Consider the following 17,766-nt stretch of genomic DNA (forward strand, 5'->3'; position numbering starts at 1 on the left):
GCATCCTTAATAGACGCCTTCCTCCCCGAATTTCTTCGAAATTTTGTTGACGAGCATGACCATAATCAACCCGATCACGGATTTAAAGAAACCGATCGCCGTACTGTAGCTGTACTGCCCTTGCCGCAAACCGGCGGTGTACACATACGTATCGATGATTTCCGCAACCTCCCGGTTCATCGAATTCAGCAGCAAATAGACGTGCTCGAATCCCAGGTCAAGAACATGCCCGATCTTCAAAATAAACAAGGTGATAATAACGCCCCGGATCGCCGGAAGCGTAATATGCCAAACTTGGCGCAGCCTTCCGGCTCCATCCATCCGTGCGGCTTCATACAAACCGGGATCGACGGCGGCAATGGAGGCCAGGTAAATGATCGTTCCCCAGCCGGCTTCCCTCCAAATGACCTGAAGAATATACATCGGCTGGAACCACTCGGGACTGAGCAAAAAGTTGATTTTATTAAAACCGAGATAGACGAGCAGTTCGTTAATAATACCGCCGTCCATCGTCACCATGACATAGGTAATCGAAACGATGATGACCCAGGACATGAAGTGCGGCAAATAGACGAGCGTCTGAAACAGCCGTTTGAAAAAGTTGCCCCGCAGCTCGTTCAGCATGAGCGCCAGGATGATCGGCACCGGAAAGTAAATAAACAGATTGAGCGCAAACAACATGATCGTGTTCCATAAAATATTCATGAAATCCGGCTCGGTAAACAGCCGTTTGAAATGCTCCATACCGACCCATTCGCTGCCCATGATTCCTTGATAAGGCTTGTAGTCCTGAAACGAAATAATCAACCCGTACATCGGCAAATACTTGAAAATGATGAAATACAGCACTCCCGGCAGCAGCATGACATAGAGCCATTTGTTTCTCCACAGCCGTTTTTTAAGCTCACTGTTCTTCTTGCGGCTTTGCGGCTGGATCTTCGGAGTGACAGTGGACGGAGCGGTCGCTTCCTGCATGTTTCTCTTCCTCTCTGCTTCATAATTCATCCGAACGGGCTATTGAAGTCCGTTTCATCGTCGCAATAGCCCGTTCGGCTTACGTTCTACTTGGCAGCGTTATACTCCTCGATAATCTTCGATCCGCCCCGGCTCTTCCATTCTTCCACCGCTTTTTCAAAGCCGGCCTTGTCGATTTGTCCATAGATATACTTGTAAGTCGCATCCGTAATGATCTGCTGCAGTTCAACGCCTTTTTCCGTGTACGTTTGCGAGTCAAGAGCCGCAGTCGGATCCGGTACGCCGTACTTCACGTTTTCCTTCACCAATTCTTCGGCATGAATTCTGCCCGGCAGCGTATTGTAGCTTTCATACATCCCGTTCGTTTCGGCCTCGCCGATGACGCTATCCTTAAACGGCTTCACTTCGCGCTCGGTCAGTTCCTTGTCGTCTCCGGCTTTCGCTTTGCCCTCCACAACCGTATAGTGCGTACCTTCGATACCCCAGAACATCAGATTGGCGACTTCCGGCGTCATCATTTTGTCAAAGAAAGCGAGGATTTTCTTGAGCTCCTCTTCACTCTTCACCGCGGATTTCGGGAACAACACGACGTTGTTATAGCCCGGGATCATCCATTGGGCGAATTTCCCGTCAGGACCGGCAACCATACTGTGCGTGTCCACGACCGCATCCGGGAAGTTCTTGATCAAGTCCTTATTAAGCGAATCGATATCCTGCATCGATCCTCCGATGTACAGTCCCGCTTTGCCGCTTGTGAACATGTTGACGGCATCCGTTTTGCTCGTCGCCGCAAAGTCTTGGTTCATGTAACCGTTGTCGCGCAGCTTTTTGAAAAAGTCCATCGTATCGACATATTGAGGGAACATAAATTCAGGTTGAAGCTGGCCGTCCTTTTCGCCCCAATTGTTCGGGGTTCCGAACCAGGAGGAAACCGTTTTGAACGCGCCGTAAACCAGCTCATTCCGGTCGGCGACCCCTGTCGTATCCTTTTGGCCGTTGCCGTCCGGATCCTGCTCCGTGAACGCTTTGGCCATATTGAACAGCTCATCCAGGTTGGCCGGTGCGGAAAGCCCCAATTTATCCGCCCAGTCTTTGCGGTAAATGATGCCTTGCCGCGCAAGCGGTCTTCCGATGTAAAGCGAGTACAGCTTGCCGTCCACCTTGGTGTTGTTCAAAATTTCGGGCTTCAATTTGCTCAGGTTCGGGAATTCGCTTAATAAGGGACCGATTTCCCAGAACTGACCGTCCTTGATCGCTTCTTTCATTTGAATAAACGTCGTTTGGTTTTTCAAATAAGTCACCTGCGGCAAGGAGCCCGTCGCAAATGCGGTGTTCAGCTTCTCCTCATAAGAATCCGCAGGGAAAAATTGATACGTCAATTTCGTGTTCGTTAATTTTTCGAGTTCTTTCTTGATCGTATCCGGCGGCGTCTCGGACGTATTTAACGGAAGCATAATCGTAATTTCCGTAGGCTTATCCGAGTCCGCGGATTTGTTCTCCCCGCCCGCCGAGGCGGATTGTGTCGGTTCCGTCGCTGACGAACCGTTCTTGTTACCGCTTCCACAACCGGATAGCATGACGCTGAGCGATAACAGTGCGGTCAACAAGATGGTGAAAGACTTTTTCTTCATACCGTTTTGACCTCCAAATTGAATGTATTGGTTACAAGTCCACAGTACATTCCATTGGGGCATTACGAAAACAATCATTTGCTCATAACGGCCGCGGGAGCGGGCCGATGTGAACAAATGATTATCGGGGTGATGATTCATCTTATATCGTTACTTTTTAGCAGCAAGGGAGGCTTCGAATTCGGCTATGATTTGCTCGCCGCCGGCGCGTTTCCAGCGTTCGACTTCTTGTCCGAACCCTTCGGCGTCGATATTGCCTAGAATATAATTGTACGTGGCATCCACGATAATCGCGGTAAGCTCGGCGTTTTTCTCGTCAAAGGTCGGGGAGCTCAGCTGAACGGTCGGATCGTCCACGAGAAAAGATTCATTGTCTTGGCTCAACTGATCCGCGACATAGGTCAATTGCTCCTTTTTGGCGACCTCCATAATATTTTTGTTGCCGATATCGGCGATCGTCAAAGAATAAAGCGGATTGACCTCATTCACCCGCAATTGCGACGTTTCCTCCGGAAGAATCACTTTCCCGTTTTCCGTATAATAGTGCCGTCCCTCAAACCCGTACATCATTAAGTTGGCGACATCCTTGTCCATCGTCCGGTCGAAAAAACCGAGAACTTCCTTGAGCTCTTTCTCCGTGGGAATGGCTTTTTTGGAGAACAGATAGAGACCATTGTAATTCGGAATCGACCAAACCCGGTATCCGTAGGGGCCTTTGATCCGGTTGACCAGCGTGAACTCGGCTTCCGGATTGATCGCCCGGGCTTCTATGGAGAGCCTCTGCACATCGGTCATGCTTCCGATAAATACCCCCGCCTCTCCGCGGATGAACCTGTTTCGTTGAATTTCTTTGCTGGTAAGCGCAAAATCCTGATTAATCAGCTTTTCATCGTACAGCTTTTTCATGAAATTCATCGTATCCATGTATTGATCCGTCATAAATTCCGGAATAATTCGTCCTTCATCAACCTTCCAGTTGTTGGGCGTACCGAAATAAGAGCTGAGCGTTTTGAAAATGCCGTATACAAGATCGTTCCGGTCTACGACGCCGAGCGTATCCTGCTCCCCGTTTCCGTCGGGATCGTTATATGTAAATTGCCTGAGAACCTCATACAATTCTTCAATCGTTTGGGGTTCCTTTAAATGAAGACGGTTGAGCCAATCCTTGCGCAGAATTACCCCCTGCCGGGACGACGGTCTTTCGGTATACAACCCGTATATTTTTCCGTCCACCGCCGCCTGGTTCAAAATCTCGCCGTCCAGATTTTTCAAATTCGGAAACTCCTCCAGATACGGGCCGATTTCCCAAAACACGTTCGAACGGATCGCATTTTTGACCAAATTGTAATCGGAAAATTTCACGAAGCTGACTTTGGCCAAAGAATTGGTCGTTAACCCCGTAATCATTTTATCGGTATAGACGCCTTCCGGAACCCACCTGAGGTCAAGCTGAACGCCGGTCAGTCTTTCCATTTCCGCTACGACTTTTTCGGACGGAGGCTGGGGAAAATGAAGCGGAGCCAATATCGAAATATATGGGCTGTCTCCACCGGCAGCTTGCTTGTCCCCCTCCCCCATGCAGCCCCCGAGTAAAGAGGCGATCAGCAGGAAAACGGTAATCCGGAAAATCAAGCTTTTTCTCCCGCGCAATTTCTTGAACATACGATAAGTCCCCCCATAAAATCTCAATATGAAACGAAATGATTATTGCCGCGCAAGATGATTATTGTTATTATCTGACAGACGGCATACACTTGAAGAAAGCGACAATTCATCACATAAGGTCAGGTGCTGATTTTGGTGAAACCCTTAAGCTTCTTGAGCAAACTGATGATTTTTACGATCGTCGTTAGCACGCTCCCCGTTCTGTTCATCGGAACTTTTTCTTATTTGACATCGTCCAGGGAGATCCAAAAAAATGTCAATCAGAGCAAAATCGAACTGATTTCACAAATTAACTCAAATGTAGAACGTAAATTAACGACTGTCAATCAGACTTTAAATCAGGTGGTCAACTCCACGGTGTTGAAAAGGGCTCTTAACAACCCGTTGAGTGAAAGCGATTTCAAATTATACAACGACCTGCGCAACGAAATCCGCAACATGCAATCGTTCGATACCAAGCTGGAAGACGTCATATTGATCAACGAGCAGCAAAATTGGATGATCAAAAATTCGGGGCTATACCGGCTGGACCAATACAAGGATCATGCGCAAATTCAGCAGTTGCTGGATACGCCCGACGATACATCCTGGATTTTAACGCCTTCTTCCTGGTTTTACAGTGAGGAAAGCATGAATTCCGCGCCCTGCAGTTTCAGCATCAGCTTGATTAAGAAGCTTCCGACGTCCAAGCTGCACAAATACGGGCTTGCCATGGCGAATATTCCCGCATGCAGCCTGCAGGATGTCATTACGACGGATGTACAGCCGCTGGACAGCATTATCGTCGTTAACGAACAAAACCGGATTCTGCTTCATCCCGATCCTTCCCTGATCGGCGAACCGATCGAGAAGGTCGGATTCGCGGACATCTCGCTGATTTCGGACGAGGCCAAGCCCTCCGGGCAATTTCAAACGTTGATCGGTAAAAAGGATTATTCCGTCGCGTATTTGCGGTCCCAGTTAAACGGCTGGGTGTACTTGTCGGTCACTTCCATCGGTAGCTTGACCAAAGAGTCCGATAAGATCGGACAATATACGTTTTACGTATGCCTATTGATGTTAAGTCTGTCCGTCTTCCTGGCCTGGTTCGGCTCCCGCCGCATGTACTCGCCGATCGAGCGTCTGCTGAACCAAATGGGACGGCGCAAAACCGACATCCGTCAGAGACATACCGACGAATTCCAAATGATCGGCGAAGAGGTTCACCATTTATTTCAATCGAAATCTCAGCTTGAGAAGGAAATCGGCCAGCATATCCGGCAGGTCCGCACCTTTTCGCTAATCCAGGCCTATCAGGGAAAATACAAAAAGCGGGAGCTTCTGGAACGGCTTGAGCAATTCGGATACAGCGAGCAGATCGGCGAATGGCAAACGATGTCCGTTATTACGCTGGCGATCGATTTTTCGGATGACTCGGCGTACGAGAAGAAGGATGCGAACCTGCTGCTCTTCGCCGCGCAAAATATGATCGAGGAACTAGTGGAGTCCCAAAGCCGGTTTGCTCCCGTCATTATGGACCAGACCATCGTCACGTTGATCGGAAGCCCGGACGGCAATGCGGAATCCTTCCATCGGACCGTTTATGCCTTGACCGAAAAGCTGCAGCGGGAAATCCATCTTTGCCTGAAGCTGCAGGTAAGCATCGGTCTAAGCCTGCCTTTTCAATCCGTTCACAAAATATCGACCGCCTACAGGGAGGGCCTTGAAGCCCTCAAGTACCGGATCAAATTGGGGACCGGCGTCATTATCCAGTATGAGAACATCAACTCCGGCAAGCATGTCCTGAATTTGAACTACCCGACGCACAAGGAAAACGACCTTATGGACGCGATCAAACTGGCCGAGTCGGACAAGGCGAAGGAGCTTACACGCATGCTGTTCGAATCCGTGTTTGCCCAGGAGCTGTCACCGCAGGAATACCAAATTCCGTTGACCCGACTTTTGAACAATTTGCTGATCATGATGCAGGAATCCGGAATCTCACTGAATCAGATCCATCATGCGAACAGCTCGTTGTTTGAGGAAATGCTTGACCTTCATACCAAGGCCGAAATCGAGGACTGGTTCTGGACCGCGGTCATTCAGCCGATGATCAAAATATTCAACAGCAGACAAAACGCGCAGTACCATAACATCTCTGAAAAAATCATAGATTTGATCCAGCATCACTACGATACGGATCTGACCCTGGAGGAATGCGCCTCCCGGCTGCATTACAATGCGAACTATATCAGCAGCATTTTCCGCAAGGAAACGCAGTATTCTTTCAGCGAGTATCTTACGATGTACCGGTTCAAGATGGCCAAAAAATGGCTGAAAGAGACCGATATGCCGGTGAAAGACATCGCGGCAAGGCTCAGATACAACAATTCGCAAAATTTCATCCGTTCGTTCCGTAAAGTCGAAGGAATGACACCGGGGCAATACCGTGATTTGTCTTCGCACCACTCCAACAATGCCCGGGAATCGCTGTAAGCGGCCGGGCTTTTCCGTTTGGCAATATTATCCTGTACATTTCGGATGTTTAAAGTAAAATGATTCCATATTATAGGTTTGCATTTCCAGGGATTAAATGGAGTGATAGGAAATGGCTTATTTTACGAATGAACGAGCCCGGCAAATTTTGGCTAATGAAATCAGCGTCGAGACCCTGCTCACCCAATATCCGGAGTTTCAAGCGGAATTACTAAAGGAGCTTGAGACGCTAAAAGGCGCAACCGACTCAAAGCTAACCCATGCCATACTGCGCAAATATTCGGCAAACGCCCAAATGGCCAACAAAAAAATAAGGCGAAGCGGTTATAACGAAACGACGGTCAATGCGTTTTTGCCGGTTATTATCAAGGCAAGGTTTGCGATGCATCTTTTAGAACACCTTGCCGTCGCCGCTTCCTCATCGGGGAACTCAAAAAAGGCCAGGCTAAACTTGTGGGACGGTGCAATCCTGCAGAAACTGTTATTCAAAAAGGACTTTGAGAGAAAACCGGTTTCCATGGGGCTGTTCAAGTTTTTCTGGAGGCTTGTCGGAGATAAGAAGCTATTGATGCCCCTCGTCAATAAAAAAGGCATCTACTGTTTTTATTCCAAGGCGTTAATCAAGGAATTGAGCCGTCTCATCGGAAGCAGGAAGTGCATCGAAATCGCCGCGGGGGACGGCACGTTAACCCGGTTTCTGAACAAATACATAAATTGCAAAGCTACGGACGACTATAGCTGGGCTCACTATATCACCTATCCTTCGTCCGTCGAAAAAGCGGATGCCAAAACGGCGCTTCAGAAATATAGCCCTGAAGTCGTGATATGCTCTTGGCCCGTTCCCGATAATACATATGAAAAACATGTTTTTAAGACAGGCTCCGTCGATTTATATATCGTGATAGGCACGAAAGATCCGGCGCTGACCGGAGATTTCGATGCCTACAATACCATCGGTAATACCGGTTCGTTTTCGATGGAAATGGACGAGCGCCTCTCCTCTCTCATCCTTCCGCCGTCGGATCAAAACGCCGTCTTTATTTTCAGGCGGATCAAACCGAATTCCGAGGCGGTGCAAGGGGTTTCTTGAAAACAGGGTGAAGATGGAACGCACAAAAAGCTCTTGGTTCTCTCTAAAGGGATCCAAGAGCTTTTCTCCATTACCAGGGGATACCTACTTTACATATTCCTTAAGGGTTTCAATGAATGTAGTTAGCGCTTTGGTCCGGTATACCGACTTGCTGACGATGCTAAATTCCCGCTTGAAAGGTAACCCCTCTACTTTGATCATTCCAAGGTATCCATTCGTTATTTCTTTGACAATGGCCCATCCCGACAACAGACTGATCCCCAATCCGGCCTCTACCGACTCCTTGATCACTTGTGTACTTCCGAATTCCATAATCGTTTTTGGAGCAAAATCATGCATGTCAAAAAACTTGTCCGCCGCCTGCCTCGTACCTGAACCTTCTTCACGAAGAATCCACGTTTCCTCCGTCAAGTCCGAAAGGCGCAATTCGCCGTTCTTGTTTACTAAAGGATGCGACGGCGATGCAACGATGACCATCTGATCCTCCGAAACGATTTCCGAATGCAATGGAAGATCGCCCCCTAAGCCCTCGATAATCCCAATATCCAATTGGTAGGAATTCACCAGGTCGATGATTTCTTTCGTGTTGTGGATGACGATTGATGGTTCGATCAGCGGGTACTCTTTTTTCAGCCTTGCGATAACGTGCGGCAAAATATATTCACCGAATGTATAGCTCGCGCCAATCGCGATCGGACCGCTGGCATTGTTGGACAAATCATCCACTAAACAACGCATTCTTGTATGGAGTGCAAGGATCTCTTTTGCATGATGGTAGACAATCTCCCCGGCTTTAGTCATTCGAACGTGTTTATTGTTTCGCTCCAATACCCTTGTCCCCAACAATCTCTCCAATGTTCTAATGTATTGACTGACGGCCGGTTGGGTCATATGCAGTTCCTCGGCGGCTTTCGTGAAATTTTCTTTTTCAACGACCTTCATGAATACTTCTAAATATTGATCCACATCGGACACTTCCGCTCATTTTGATATTCTTGATTTATACGGTTTTACTTATCATCCCCATTATATATCATTATTTTTCTTATAGATAACGCGGAGGTACATTGGATTTGCGAAATTAACTTGGGGTGATGATATGGAAATCCAGCGTGCAAATAAAAAGATAGCTTCCGTGGGGTTGTTGTTCTCAGGCATTGCCTTCACCGTCGTAATGGCTGCTATGGGGGTTGCCTTATCGAAGGTTCCGGGGTTCGATCATGTCGGCCCAATGGCCTGTGCGATCGTGATCGCAGTCATTTATCGGCAGCTATTCGGTTACCCGGAGGCGTTAAGGTCAGGGATTCAATGTTCGGCCAAACGTTTTTTACGTATTGCAATTATCTTATATGGCCTGAAATTAAATATAAATACAGTCTATCACCAGGGTCTTCCCCTGCTTGCCCGGGATGCGGCCGTCGTCGGATTTGCGATCCTGGCAACCGTTTGGCTTGGAAAAATGCTAAAAGCAGATTCGTCATTATCATTGCTTCTCGGGATAGGCACAGGCGTCTGCGGTGCCGCAGCCATTGCCTCCGTATCCCCCATATTGAAAGCTGATGACGAGGATACCGCCATTGGAGTCGGTATAATAGCACTTGTAGGAACCGCTTTTTCGGTTGTGTATACCCTTCTTCGACCCTTATTGCCGATTTCGGATATCCATTACGGAATTTGGAGCGGAATCAGTCTTCATGAAATTGCGCACGTCGCCTTGGCAGGGACTCCAGCCGGACAGGATGCACTCGCAATCGCTTTGCTGGCCAAATTAGGCAGAGTACTGCTATTAATTCCTTTATGCTTTATTTTGATCTTTTGGATGAAACGAAAAAATCCCGGAACCGCCGGCGGCTCAAAAATTGAATTTCCTTGGTTCCTTATCGGTTTTATTCTCATGAGTTTATTGGGAAGTTTCGGACTAAGCCATTCGACTATTATTTCCCGGGCTATGATGAATGATATATCCAATTTAACGACCTTTATGCTCACAACGGCCATGGTCGGGCTTGGATTGAACGTAAATCTGCGCGAGCTTCGGGCAAAAGCGTTTAAACCGCTCATTGCGATGTTAATCACCTCTTTTGCGCTATCCGTTGTTACGTTTTTTATGGCTTAAAAGCTGTCTTTAAGAGAGACTCGTGGATGATAACAGGCCATCTTAGCGCAAGCGATCCGCAAACCCATGAAAATTCCAAGCATGCAAAAAAAACTCCCGAATTACCGGTAAGGTAATTCGGGAGCTTGGTTGTTAAGAGAATGCGGTCGAGAGGACTCGAACCTCCACGGGGGGTTAGCCCACACGGACCTGAACCGTGCGCGTCTGCCAATTCCGCCACGACCGCTCATTTGCTGTTGCCGGAAAACGTTCTTTCGCAGCGACAAGATTTATAATATCACGCGATAAATGCTGAGTCAATAGAAAAATCAGGAAGCTGCCCCTGCAAGCAGAACGTCTGCTGCAGGAGCATAGCCATCTTTTATTGGACGGGGGTTCCTAATGCATCCTGAACCCGAATCACGCCTTGCGATAAGGCGTTTCCGGCCAGCGCGGCCGAGGCGACGGCCACCGTCTCCAGCAGCTCCGCTTCGGTAGCCCCCTTGGATCTGGCCTCCGTCGCATGATAATAGGTGCACACCTCGTTGTTCGTCGACAGCGCGATACCGAGCGCGATCAGCTGCTTCGTTTTGGCATCCAATACGCCCTCTCCGAAGCTTTCTCCGGTAAATGCATGGTACGCTTCCGTAGCTCCCGGTACCGCTTCCGCATAACTGTTGATTTGGTCCTTATAGGCTTTGATTTTATCGTTGACAAGGGACATCGGAATGAGCTTCCTTTCTGCAAGGGATTGGCTTCTTACCTTACTACGTTGTCCCGCTTCGTCAAAAATATGCCTATTCTTCCGGGAATACCCGCGGTTCCTTTGCCCGACGATAACTGTAGCGCCGGTCCAGCTTGACCACATTCCGGTTGGGTTTTCGGATGATGACATGGGTCTCGTCCCAAGCGACGACAATCCCCCTGACATCATTCTCGGGTATCGCATCCCGGACCACGCGAACCTTTTCTCCGGATAATCGAAATTCATTTAATTCTTCATCCGAAATCATACCAAGACACCGTCCCTCTTCATTTTATATTAACAAAAAAAGACCCCGCAGCAAGCTGCCGGAGTCTCTTTATTTCGACCCTGTCCATGACCGCTTACCGCGGCGCGTGTTCCTTGCTGTCGTTCTTTTCAAACCAGAAATCGAGCACTTTGGCGGACATGACCCGTTGTTGTAAATAAGCAACCTGCTGAGGAGTGAACTCCTCTTTCCAATCAATACCAAGCTCCTCGCAGAGTCCGGCTATCGTAAGCAGCTGAGACCAAGCTACATAACGCTTATACCAAAAAAATTGAGGATGCTCCAGCATATAGGGATAAAGATCGTCAAACTCCGTATGTTTGCAATCCAGGGCACGTTCAAAGGTAACCTTGGCTTCGGACAATTTGGAAATGAAAAACTCCGGATTCACTACAGATTCGTTCCCCATCTTATTTGCCTCCTCTCTCTAGTAATCCCCATTATAACGAAAAAACGGAGGCCTGCAAAGAACTGACTGAAAATTGGAATAAATATTTCATTATTTACGCTTCATCCGCGAAAATAATCCGTCCGTCCTCGAGCGAAGCAATCCGTGCAAGCGATTCAAGCCGGATGCCCTGGTTCCGCAGCGCGTCGGCTCCGGGCTGGAAGCATTTTTCCACGACAATGCCCGCACCCACCAATTGGGCCCCGGACCGTTCGATAATTTTCACGATGCCTTTGGCCGCGTCCCCATTGGCGATAATGTCGTCGATGAACAGAATCCGGTCGTCCGGCGAAATGAATTCGCGGGAAATGAGCAGGTCCGTCACGATTCCTTTCGTAAAGGACGGCACGCGCTCGCACAGCATATCGGGCTCGGCAAGCAGCGTTTTTTTGCGGCGGGCAAAAACAAGCGGCACCCCAAGCTCATAAGCGGTGGCAAACGCGACGGCAATTCCCGACGACTCGACGGTAACCACGCGGGTGACCCCGGCTTCCCGGAACCGCTGGGCAAATTGCTTGCCCATTTCCATGGTCAATGCGGGATCGACCTGATGGTTCAGAAGCGCATCCAGCTTCAGCACCTGATCCGATACGACCACGCCATGTTCCACAATTTGTTGTTTCAATTTTTCCATACTTATCATTTCCTCCCGAAGCGATAATCACATTTTGGGTTTTGAGTCATGTCCCGTTCCCGGACAACATACCTTGTACTATATATAGCACATCGGCCGGGGGGAAAACCATGAAAAATGCCGCCAAAGTGTTGCAAATCGCTTTCACTTATATCGGAACCGTCGTCGGCGCAGGATTTGCGACCGGGCAAGAGATACTTCAGTTTTTCACCAAGTACGGAAAATGGGGCGGCCCGGCCATCCTCCTGGCCACCGTCCTGTTTATTTGGCTCGGAACCAAAATGATGCTGCTTGCCCAAAAGATTAAAGCCGAATCGTTTGAAGACCTGAATCGCAAGCTGTTTGGCGACCGGATCGGACAAGTCTTAAGCTTGTTTACCATGGTCGTCCTGATCGGCGTAAACAGCGTCATGCTGGCCGGAGCCGGATCGGTGTTTATGGAGCACTTCGGCCTGCATTACCAAATCGGGCTATGGGTGACCCTGATCTTCACGTTTTTCCTGATCGGCAGAGGCATTAACGGCGTAATGAAGCTCAACTCCATCGTCGTCCCGATGATGATTACGCTGTCGCTGACGATTATTTTCAGTACGGCGGGGTCGCCCGGGGCGTCCAGTTTTCTCACGCTGACGACGGATCGCCCTCTCTTCGCGGCATGGGCCTCGCCGCTCATGTATGCCGCCTTCAACCTATCCATGGCCCAAGCCGTTCTCGTCCCGATCGGCAGCCATACGAACGACCGGCGGGCCATCGTGTGGGGCGGTATGATCGGAGGGCTGGGCGTCGGATTTTTGCTGATGGCCGGCCATTTCGCGTTGTCGGCCCATATGCCGGGGATCGTTCAATTCGAGATCCCGATGGGAAATATCGCCCGTCAGCTCGGCGGCACGATACAGTTTATCTATATCGGGCTTATATTTATGGAAATATTCAGCACGTTCGTTGCCGATATTTACGGAGTTACCCTGCAGATTAAACAGCGGCTGAAGCTGCCGCCCAAGCTGATCGTTTTCGGCGTTTTAATGATCTGTTATGTCACGAGTCAGTTCGGTTTCAGCTCGCTTCTCTCCGTGCTTTATCCCGCCTTCGGCCTCTTTAGCCTATTTTGGGCCGTTATGCTTGCCGTATACCGGCATGGCGACCGGCGGTAAACTTTATGAAGTTTTTAACCGGTCCATCCGAATGATCTGCGCATCCGGAAACTGAAGTTTGACCGCCTCCAGCACATGTGCGTGGCAAGTCATCATGATCAGCTGATGCCGGGCGGAGACCTCTTTCAACACCGATAGGGCGCCCGAAAGCCGCTTGGCATCAAAATTGACGAACAAATCGTCAAAAAGCAGGGGCATTTTTTCCTTTCCGGACACCGCCTCCGAAAGGGCCAGGCGCATCGACAAATACAGCTGCTCCGCCGTCCCGCGGCTCAAGCTCCCGCTGCCGACCGGACCCAGTTCGGCTTGTTCGGCCATCAGCTCCTGAGAGCCCATCTTCATCAGAATTTTCCGGTAAATCCCTCCGGTCATTTCCTCCAGGTACCCCGAAGCTTTTTTCAAAACTTGAGGCTGCCGCTCCTCCTCATATATTTTACGGACCCGGTGGACCAGTTGAAGGCCGACGGCCATCACTGCATACCGGTCCAACGTGTCGGCAAGAAGGGACTGCTGCTCCGCCAACTGCTGCTGCCAATTTTCCCGAAGTCCGCGGGATTCCAGGCTTTCTTTCTCTTGCAGCAATCTCCCCCTCAGCTCCTGCAACTGCCTGTGGCGCTTCCTCGCCTCCTCGAGCCGGATTCGGGCGGCTTCGGCCATACTTGCCAACTCTTCTTCTTCATGGCTTTGCAGCAGACGTTCCAATTCCGGCCGCTGCCGATCATCCAGAGAAGCGAACAGAACGAGCTCGGCCTGCCTCAATTCGGAAAGAAGGCGTTCCTTACGTGCCGCTTCCGCACCTATGCGCAAGTATTCTTCCTCGTTATCAGCTCCGCTTTCCGCGAGCAAATGACGCTCGGAGGAAGCGACAACCTCCATCCGGTCCTGCACCCGATCCAGCGTTTCCTTTAGCGGAGTCCGCTGATCGGCGATTCGCTCCAGGCGCTTCTGCATTTCAAGCTGATGGTCCAGGTCCGAAAGCGCCTTGCGAAGCTCTGCGGTTGCCGCCTGAGTAGCGGCGTACCCCGCTCCGTTAGCCGCATCGTCCCCAAGTGGGCGCACCAGCTCCATGCAAACCGCTTCAAACGCACCGGCCTCTTTTCGGGCGGCCGCCGCTTTAGCGATCAAGGCATCCAGCTGTCCCAGCCAATCCTTGCCTTGTTCGGCAAGACGAAACACATCCATCGCGGCTTCCGGTGAAAGATCATCCGGCAAATGACGTTCGTGCAGCCAATGTTCCCATTCCAGGGCCAGGTCGCCGAAGGCTCCCTCTTTTCGGGCCATTTCCCTTTCCAGGCCGTCCAGTTCCGTGGATTTTCCTTCGGCCTTGAACCTGGCTTCCCCGGTTTGCGTCTCCAGCGCTTCATGGCGCTGATCCCACAGCATCCAGCCCTCCATTCGTCTTCGCAGCGATCGTTCCTCTTCGTCCCACTGCTCCGGATCCAGCGGGGGCCAAATGGCGGACTCCCGTCCGGATGCCGTTAACGGATGGCGAATCAGCCTCGGCATGAGCTCCCGCAACTTCGATTCTTCGGGCGAAACATCGGTGCCGATGAAGCCGTCGCCGAAGGAACGGCGCCGGGATTTTGACCGGCTCCGCGTCATGTCTCCGCCCTTTCCGAGGCTAAGCTGCGAAAACAGATAAACGTCGAGTCCAAGCAGGACAAGCCCTCCGAGCGATGCGCTGATCCAGGACTTCGTCGTCAGCCACAACACGAGCGGAAGAAGCACAGTCAAAACCGACGTGCCGATGAGAAGCTGCTTGTATATTTGCCGCACCTTGGCCGCGGCTGCGGCTTGCGCTTCCTCGGCCATTCTGTTCCCGCTGCGCGAAGACGCGGAGGCCCGCCAAAGGTCGAGCAAAGCGCTGATTTCATTCCACAGCATCCGGATTTCGCCGCGCTCCGTCGGTACCAGCTCCGTAAACTGCCGGTATCCCGCCGCTTGGCTCTCCTCCAACCTTCTGGCAATTTGGGTATACGAGGCCTTGAGCGCCTCCGCTTCCCGTTCCAGTTTGAACCGTTCATGCTGCAACCGATCCATCTCTTTCTCATAGGTCTGGAAGCGGGCAGCAAACTGCCGGACGGCCTCGCGCTCGCCGACCGTTCCGGCAAAGCCCCGCAATTGTTCAAACGTCCAGTCCGGATGAATGCTTCCCACGCATTGGGCCAGCTTATCTTCAAGCCGTGCCGCTTCTACATCCAGCTCGGCGATCTCCCGGAGCCGGCTCTCGTATCCTCCAAGTCGTCCTGCCAGGGAACGAAGCTCCGCCTCCTTCTCCAGCAAGCTCCGGTTAAGATGAATCGCGTCCAAATCGTCTTCCAGAGCGGAGATTTTTCGTCTTATCTCCCCGGCCTCAAGCTGCAATCGCGATTTCTCCTCCCGGAGCGCTTCCCAGCGGGCCAATCCCTGCTCCGGAAAAGGCTTCCGCTCCGGGATCCCCGCAAGCTCCGCGCGAATCGCTTCCCGCCGGAGCCATTCGCCTCGGGACGCCGCGGCTTTTTGCAGCCGGGCCGCGTCTTTGGCCAGCGCCTCAAGCTCCTGCTCCTCCGCTTCCATCAGGGATTCGGCCTCCGCAAGCTCCTTCATGACCTCATGATAGCGCGGCAGCAGCGATTTGGCCTCTCCGGCCTGGCGTTCGAGCCGTTCCGCCGCCTGTAAAATTTGCGCCACCTCCTGGTTGCGCCCGCGCGGCCGGTACAGCTTGTCCATCTCCTGCACAAGCTTCTTCTCGCCGCGCAGCACGGCGGCGCCCCCGCCGATCCCGGCGTGGAACAGAAATCGGCTCATCTCTTCCGATTGAAGCGCCGATACTTCCTGCAGCTCCGTGAGCGTCACGGCGAACAGCTGGCGGAACATTCCCTTGGACATGCCGCCAAGCAGTTCACGCTGCAGTTCTTCCTGAGTAGAATCGCGGAGCTGTCCGTCGGGACCGGTGCGCGTAATCCGCAGCCGCTCGCCCCTTCCTCCCGGAGGCGCGCCGCCCTCCTGGGCATGGCGTTCGATGAGCCACCGTACGCCGTCGTCGCCGGCGATCGCCAGCGCTCCGCCATGCGCGCCGCCCCGGGCCGGCTCGTACCGTTCCGCTGCATACGTCCGGGAGGGGATGCCGAACAGCATCGCCCGGACAAAACCGAGCAGGGTGCTTTTTCCGGCCTCATTCGGCCCGTAAAGAACCGTAACCGGTCCTTCCAGATCGACTTGCAGGCCATGCAACCGGCCGAAGCCGTTCACTTGCAGCTTCTCCAGCCTCATTCGCCGCTCCCCCCTTTAAACTCTTCTTCCATCAGCAAAGAAGCGGCCAGCTCCTGAGCCCGCTGCAGCAGCTCAAGACGTTCCCCGGGGCCGAGCGACTTGACGTGCGCGCGCAAAATCCGATGCTCCAGCAACGGAGCAAGCGCGGTCTCGACAAGATCGTCCACCTGTCCGGGGACAAGCGCCGTGCGATCCCCCAGCCTCAGCAGTTCCCCCAGGAAGCTGTCTTCCCCGGCCAGACGGCTACGGTCGATATCCATCCCCGTCTTCACTTTGAACCCTGCGGGCCATACGACGGATTTCAGCGCCGGCGAGGAATCCCCTTCGATCCGTAATGTCTCCCGTCGCTGCAGCTCCGTAAGCAGATCGGCGCATTCGCGCCCGTTTTGCAGCATCGGATGAAGCGGTCCCCGGCCGACAAAGGTCATCCGGGCAATTCCGGTTTTCCCTTCCAGACCTTCCCTGATTTCCTCCAGCTTTTCTTCCACCCGTTCCTTCCAGGCTTCCTCCGTCGTCAAATCCTCAATCATCACGTCGAGCTCGATCCATCTGACGTGATCCAGTTCACGAAAAGCAAGAAGGGCCTCACCCTGATCGGACACGTCGACGACATAGCATCCTTTGGGACCGGTCTCTTTCGGGTTTCGCCCCTGTATATTGCCGGGATAAACAACCCAAGGAGACTCGCTTAACACTTGCCTTTTGTGAATATGGCCAAGCGCCCAGTAGTCGAACCCCGAATCCTTCAAATCCTTCAGCGAACAGGGCGAATAGGCGTCATGGCCCTCCTGGCCGTCCACATTGGCATGCAGCAGGGCAATATGATAAAGCGCCGAGTCCGCTTCCCGGCGGAACATCAAGGCCGTATTGTCCGTCACCGAAGCGGTCGGATACGAAATACCGCTGACCACCGCCACCGGCTGTCCGTCGCGCCTGCGGAGCGCCGTCACGCTCTCCGGCCGGCTCCCGCCGAACACCGTCACATTCGGCGGATATGCAAGCCGAAGCCGGCTGCTGCTGAGCGGATCATGATTACCATGAATGATATACACCGGGATCCCGTGGTGCGCAAGCTTATCCCAGGCTTCCTTCAGCCGCAGCTGCGCCCGAAGCGACGAATCAGAGGCGTCATAAACGTCTCCGCTGATCACCACGAAATCCGCGTCCTCGGACACGGCGAGTTCCACCATGTCGCCGAGGGCGGCGAAGGTGGATTCCTGTAGATGACGGCGCAGCCGATCCGGCAGCCCGGACATCCCCGTAAAGGGAGTATCCAAGTGCAGATCGGCCGCATGAATAAAACGAAATGAAGGCATTGA

At 51.9% G+C, this 17,766-nt stretch carries 14 protein-coding genes and 1 tRNA gene; 4 read left to right on the forward strand and 11 right to left on the reverse strand.

Features of this window, described 5'->3' with window-relative positions:
• Positions 1–6 precede the first annotated feature (6 nt).
• The 3 genes from ACSFXJ_RS17320 to ACSFXJ_RS17330 form a co-directional block, all read right to left on the reverse strand.
• Positions 7–975: an ABC transporter permease gene (locus tag ACSFXJ_RS17320; RefSeq protein WP_435921635.1), complete on the reverse strand. Its 969-nt coding sequence runs from the start codon at positions 973–975 to the stop codon at positions 7–9.
• A gap of 86 nt (positions 976–1,061) precedes the next feature.
• A complete protein-coding gene (locus tag ACSFXJ_RS17325) occupies positions 1,062–2,606 on the reverse strand; it encodes an extracellular solute-binding protein (protein WP_435921637.1) in 1,545 nt (514 codons plus the stop codon).
• Positions 2,607–2,756: 150 nt separating this feature from the next.
• Entirely contained in the window at positions 2,757–4,268 is a 1,512-nt protein-coding gene (locus ACSFXJ_RS17330; RefSeq protein WP_435921639.1) for an extracellular solute-binding protein, read from the reverse strand.
• Positions 4,269–4,406: 138 nt separating this feature from the next.
• Here ACSFXJ_RS17330 and ACSFXJ_RS17335 point away from each other — a divergent pair, with 138 nt between their 5' ends.
• Positions 4,407–6,746 (forward strand): helix-turn-helix domain-containing protein, encoded by a 2,340-nt coding sequence (locus tag ACSFXJ_RS17335; RefSeq protein ID WP_435921640.1) that lies wholly within the window; start codon positions 4,407–4,409, stop codon positions 6,744–6,746.
• A 112-nt stretch (positions 6,747–6,858) separates the two neighbouring features.
• Positions 6,859–7,836: a hypothetical protein gene (locus ACSFXJ_RS17340; protein WP_435921641.1), complete on the forward strand. Its 978-nt coding sequence runs from the start codon at positions 6,859–6,861 to the stop codon at positions 7,834–7,836.
• 84 nt (positions 7,837–7,920) lie between these two features.
• On the opposite strand, the gene ACSFXJ_RS17345 is transcribed toward ACSFXJ_RS17340, so the two are convergent.
• A complete protein-coding gene (locus ACSFXJ_RS17345; protein ID WP_435921643.1) occupies positions 7,921–8,802 on the reverse strand; it encodes a LysR family transcriptional regulator in 882 nt (293 codons plus the stop codon).
• A 133-nt stretch (positions 8,803–8,935) separates the two neighbouring features.
• Between ACSFXJ_RS17345 and ACSFXJ_RS17350 the strand changes: the two genes are divergently transcribed.
• Positions 8,936–9,952 carry a YeiH family protein gene (locus ACSFXJ_RS17350; protein ID WP_435921645.1) on the forward strand — a complete coding sequence of 339 codons (1,017 nt, stop codon included), beginning with the start codon at positions 8,936–8,938 and terminating at the stop codon, positions 9,950–9,952.
• A gap of 141 nt (positions 9,953–10,093) precedes the next feature.
• On the opposite strand, the gene ACSFXJ_RS17355 is transcribed toward ACSFXJ_RS17350, so the two are convergent.
• The 5 genes from ACSFXJ_RS17355 to ACSFXJ_RS17375 all read right to left on the reverse strand — a co-directional run bounded on the left by ACSFXJ_RS17355 (position 10,094) and on the right by ACSFXJ_RS17375 (position 12,044).
• A tRNA-Leu gene (locus ACSFXJ_RS17355) sits at positions 10,094–10,178 on the reverse strand.
• Positions 10,179–10,313: 135 nt separating this feature from the next.
• Positions 10,314–10,655, reverse strand: a complete 342-nt coding sequence (locus ACSFXJ_RS17360) for a carboxymuconolactone decarboxylase family protein (RefSeq protein WP_435921646.1) — start codon at positions 10,653–10,655, stop codon at positions 10,314–10,316.
• Positions 10,656–10,728: 73 nt separating this feature from the next.
• Complete coding sequence (locus tag ACSFXJ_RS17365; RefSeq protein WP_435921648.1) at positions 10,729–10,944, reverse strand: hypothetical protein; 216 nt, start codon at positions 10,942–10,944, stop codon at positions 10,729–10,731.
• Between the two features lie 94 nt (positions 10,945–11,038).
• A complete protein-coding gene (locus ACSFXJ_RS17370; protein WP_435921649.1) occupies positions 11,039–11,371 on the reverse strand; it encodes a hypothetical protein in 333 nt (110 codons plus the stop codon).
• Positions 11,372–11,465: 94 nt separating this feature from the next.
• On the reverse strand, positions 11,466–12,044 hold the full coding sequence (locus tag ACSFXJ_RS17375; RefSeq protein WP_435921651.1) for a xanthine phosphoribosyltransferase: 579 nt from the start codon (positions 12,042–12,044) through the stop codon (positions 11,466–11,468).
• Between the two features lie 110 nt (positions 12,045–12,154).
• Here ACSFXJ_RS17375 and ACSFXJ_RS17380 point away from each other — a divergent pair, with 110 nt between their 5' ends.
• Complete coding sequence (locus tag ACSFXJ_RS17380) at positions 12,155–13,195, forward strand: YkvI family membrane protein (RefSeq protein WP_435921653.1); 1,041 nt, start codon at positions 12,155–12,157, stop codon at positions 13,193–13,195.
• 3 nt (positions 13,196–13,198) lie between these two features.
• On the opposite strand, the gene ACSFXJ_RS17385 is transcribed toward ACSFXJ_RS17380, so the two are convergent.
• Together ACSFXJ_RS17385 and ACSFXJ_RS17390 are read right to left on the reverse strand one after the other, a co-directional pair.
• Positions 13,199–16,447, reverse strand: a complete 3,249-nt coding sequence (locus ACSFXJ_RS17385) for an AAA family ATPase (protein ID WP_435921654.1) — start codon at positions 16,445–16,447, stop codon at positions 13,199–13,201.
• The gene (locus ACSFXJ_RS17390) at positions 16,444–17,763 is read right to left on the reverse strand and encodes a metallophosphoesterase family protein (RefSeq protein WP_435921656.1); all 1,320 of its coding nucleotides are present in this window, start codon (positions 17,761–17,763) and stop codon (positions 16,444–16,446) included. The genes ACSFXJ_RS17385 and ACSFXJ_RS17390 overlap by 4 nt, the downstream gene beginning before the upstream one ends.
• Between the last annotated feature and the right edge of the window lie 3 nt (positions 17,764–17,766).

Source organism: Paenibacillus salivarius (assembly GCF_051307165.1).
GTDB lineage: Bacteria > Bacillota > Bacilli > Paenibacillales > Paenibacillaceae > Fontibacillus.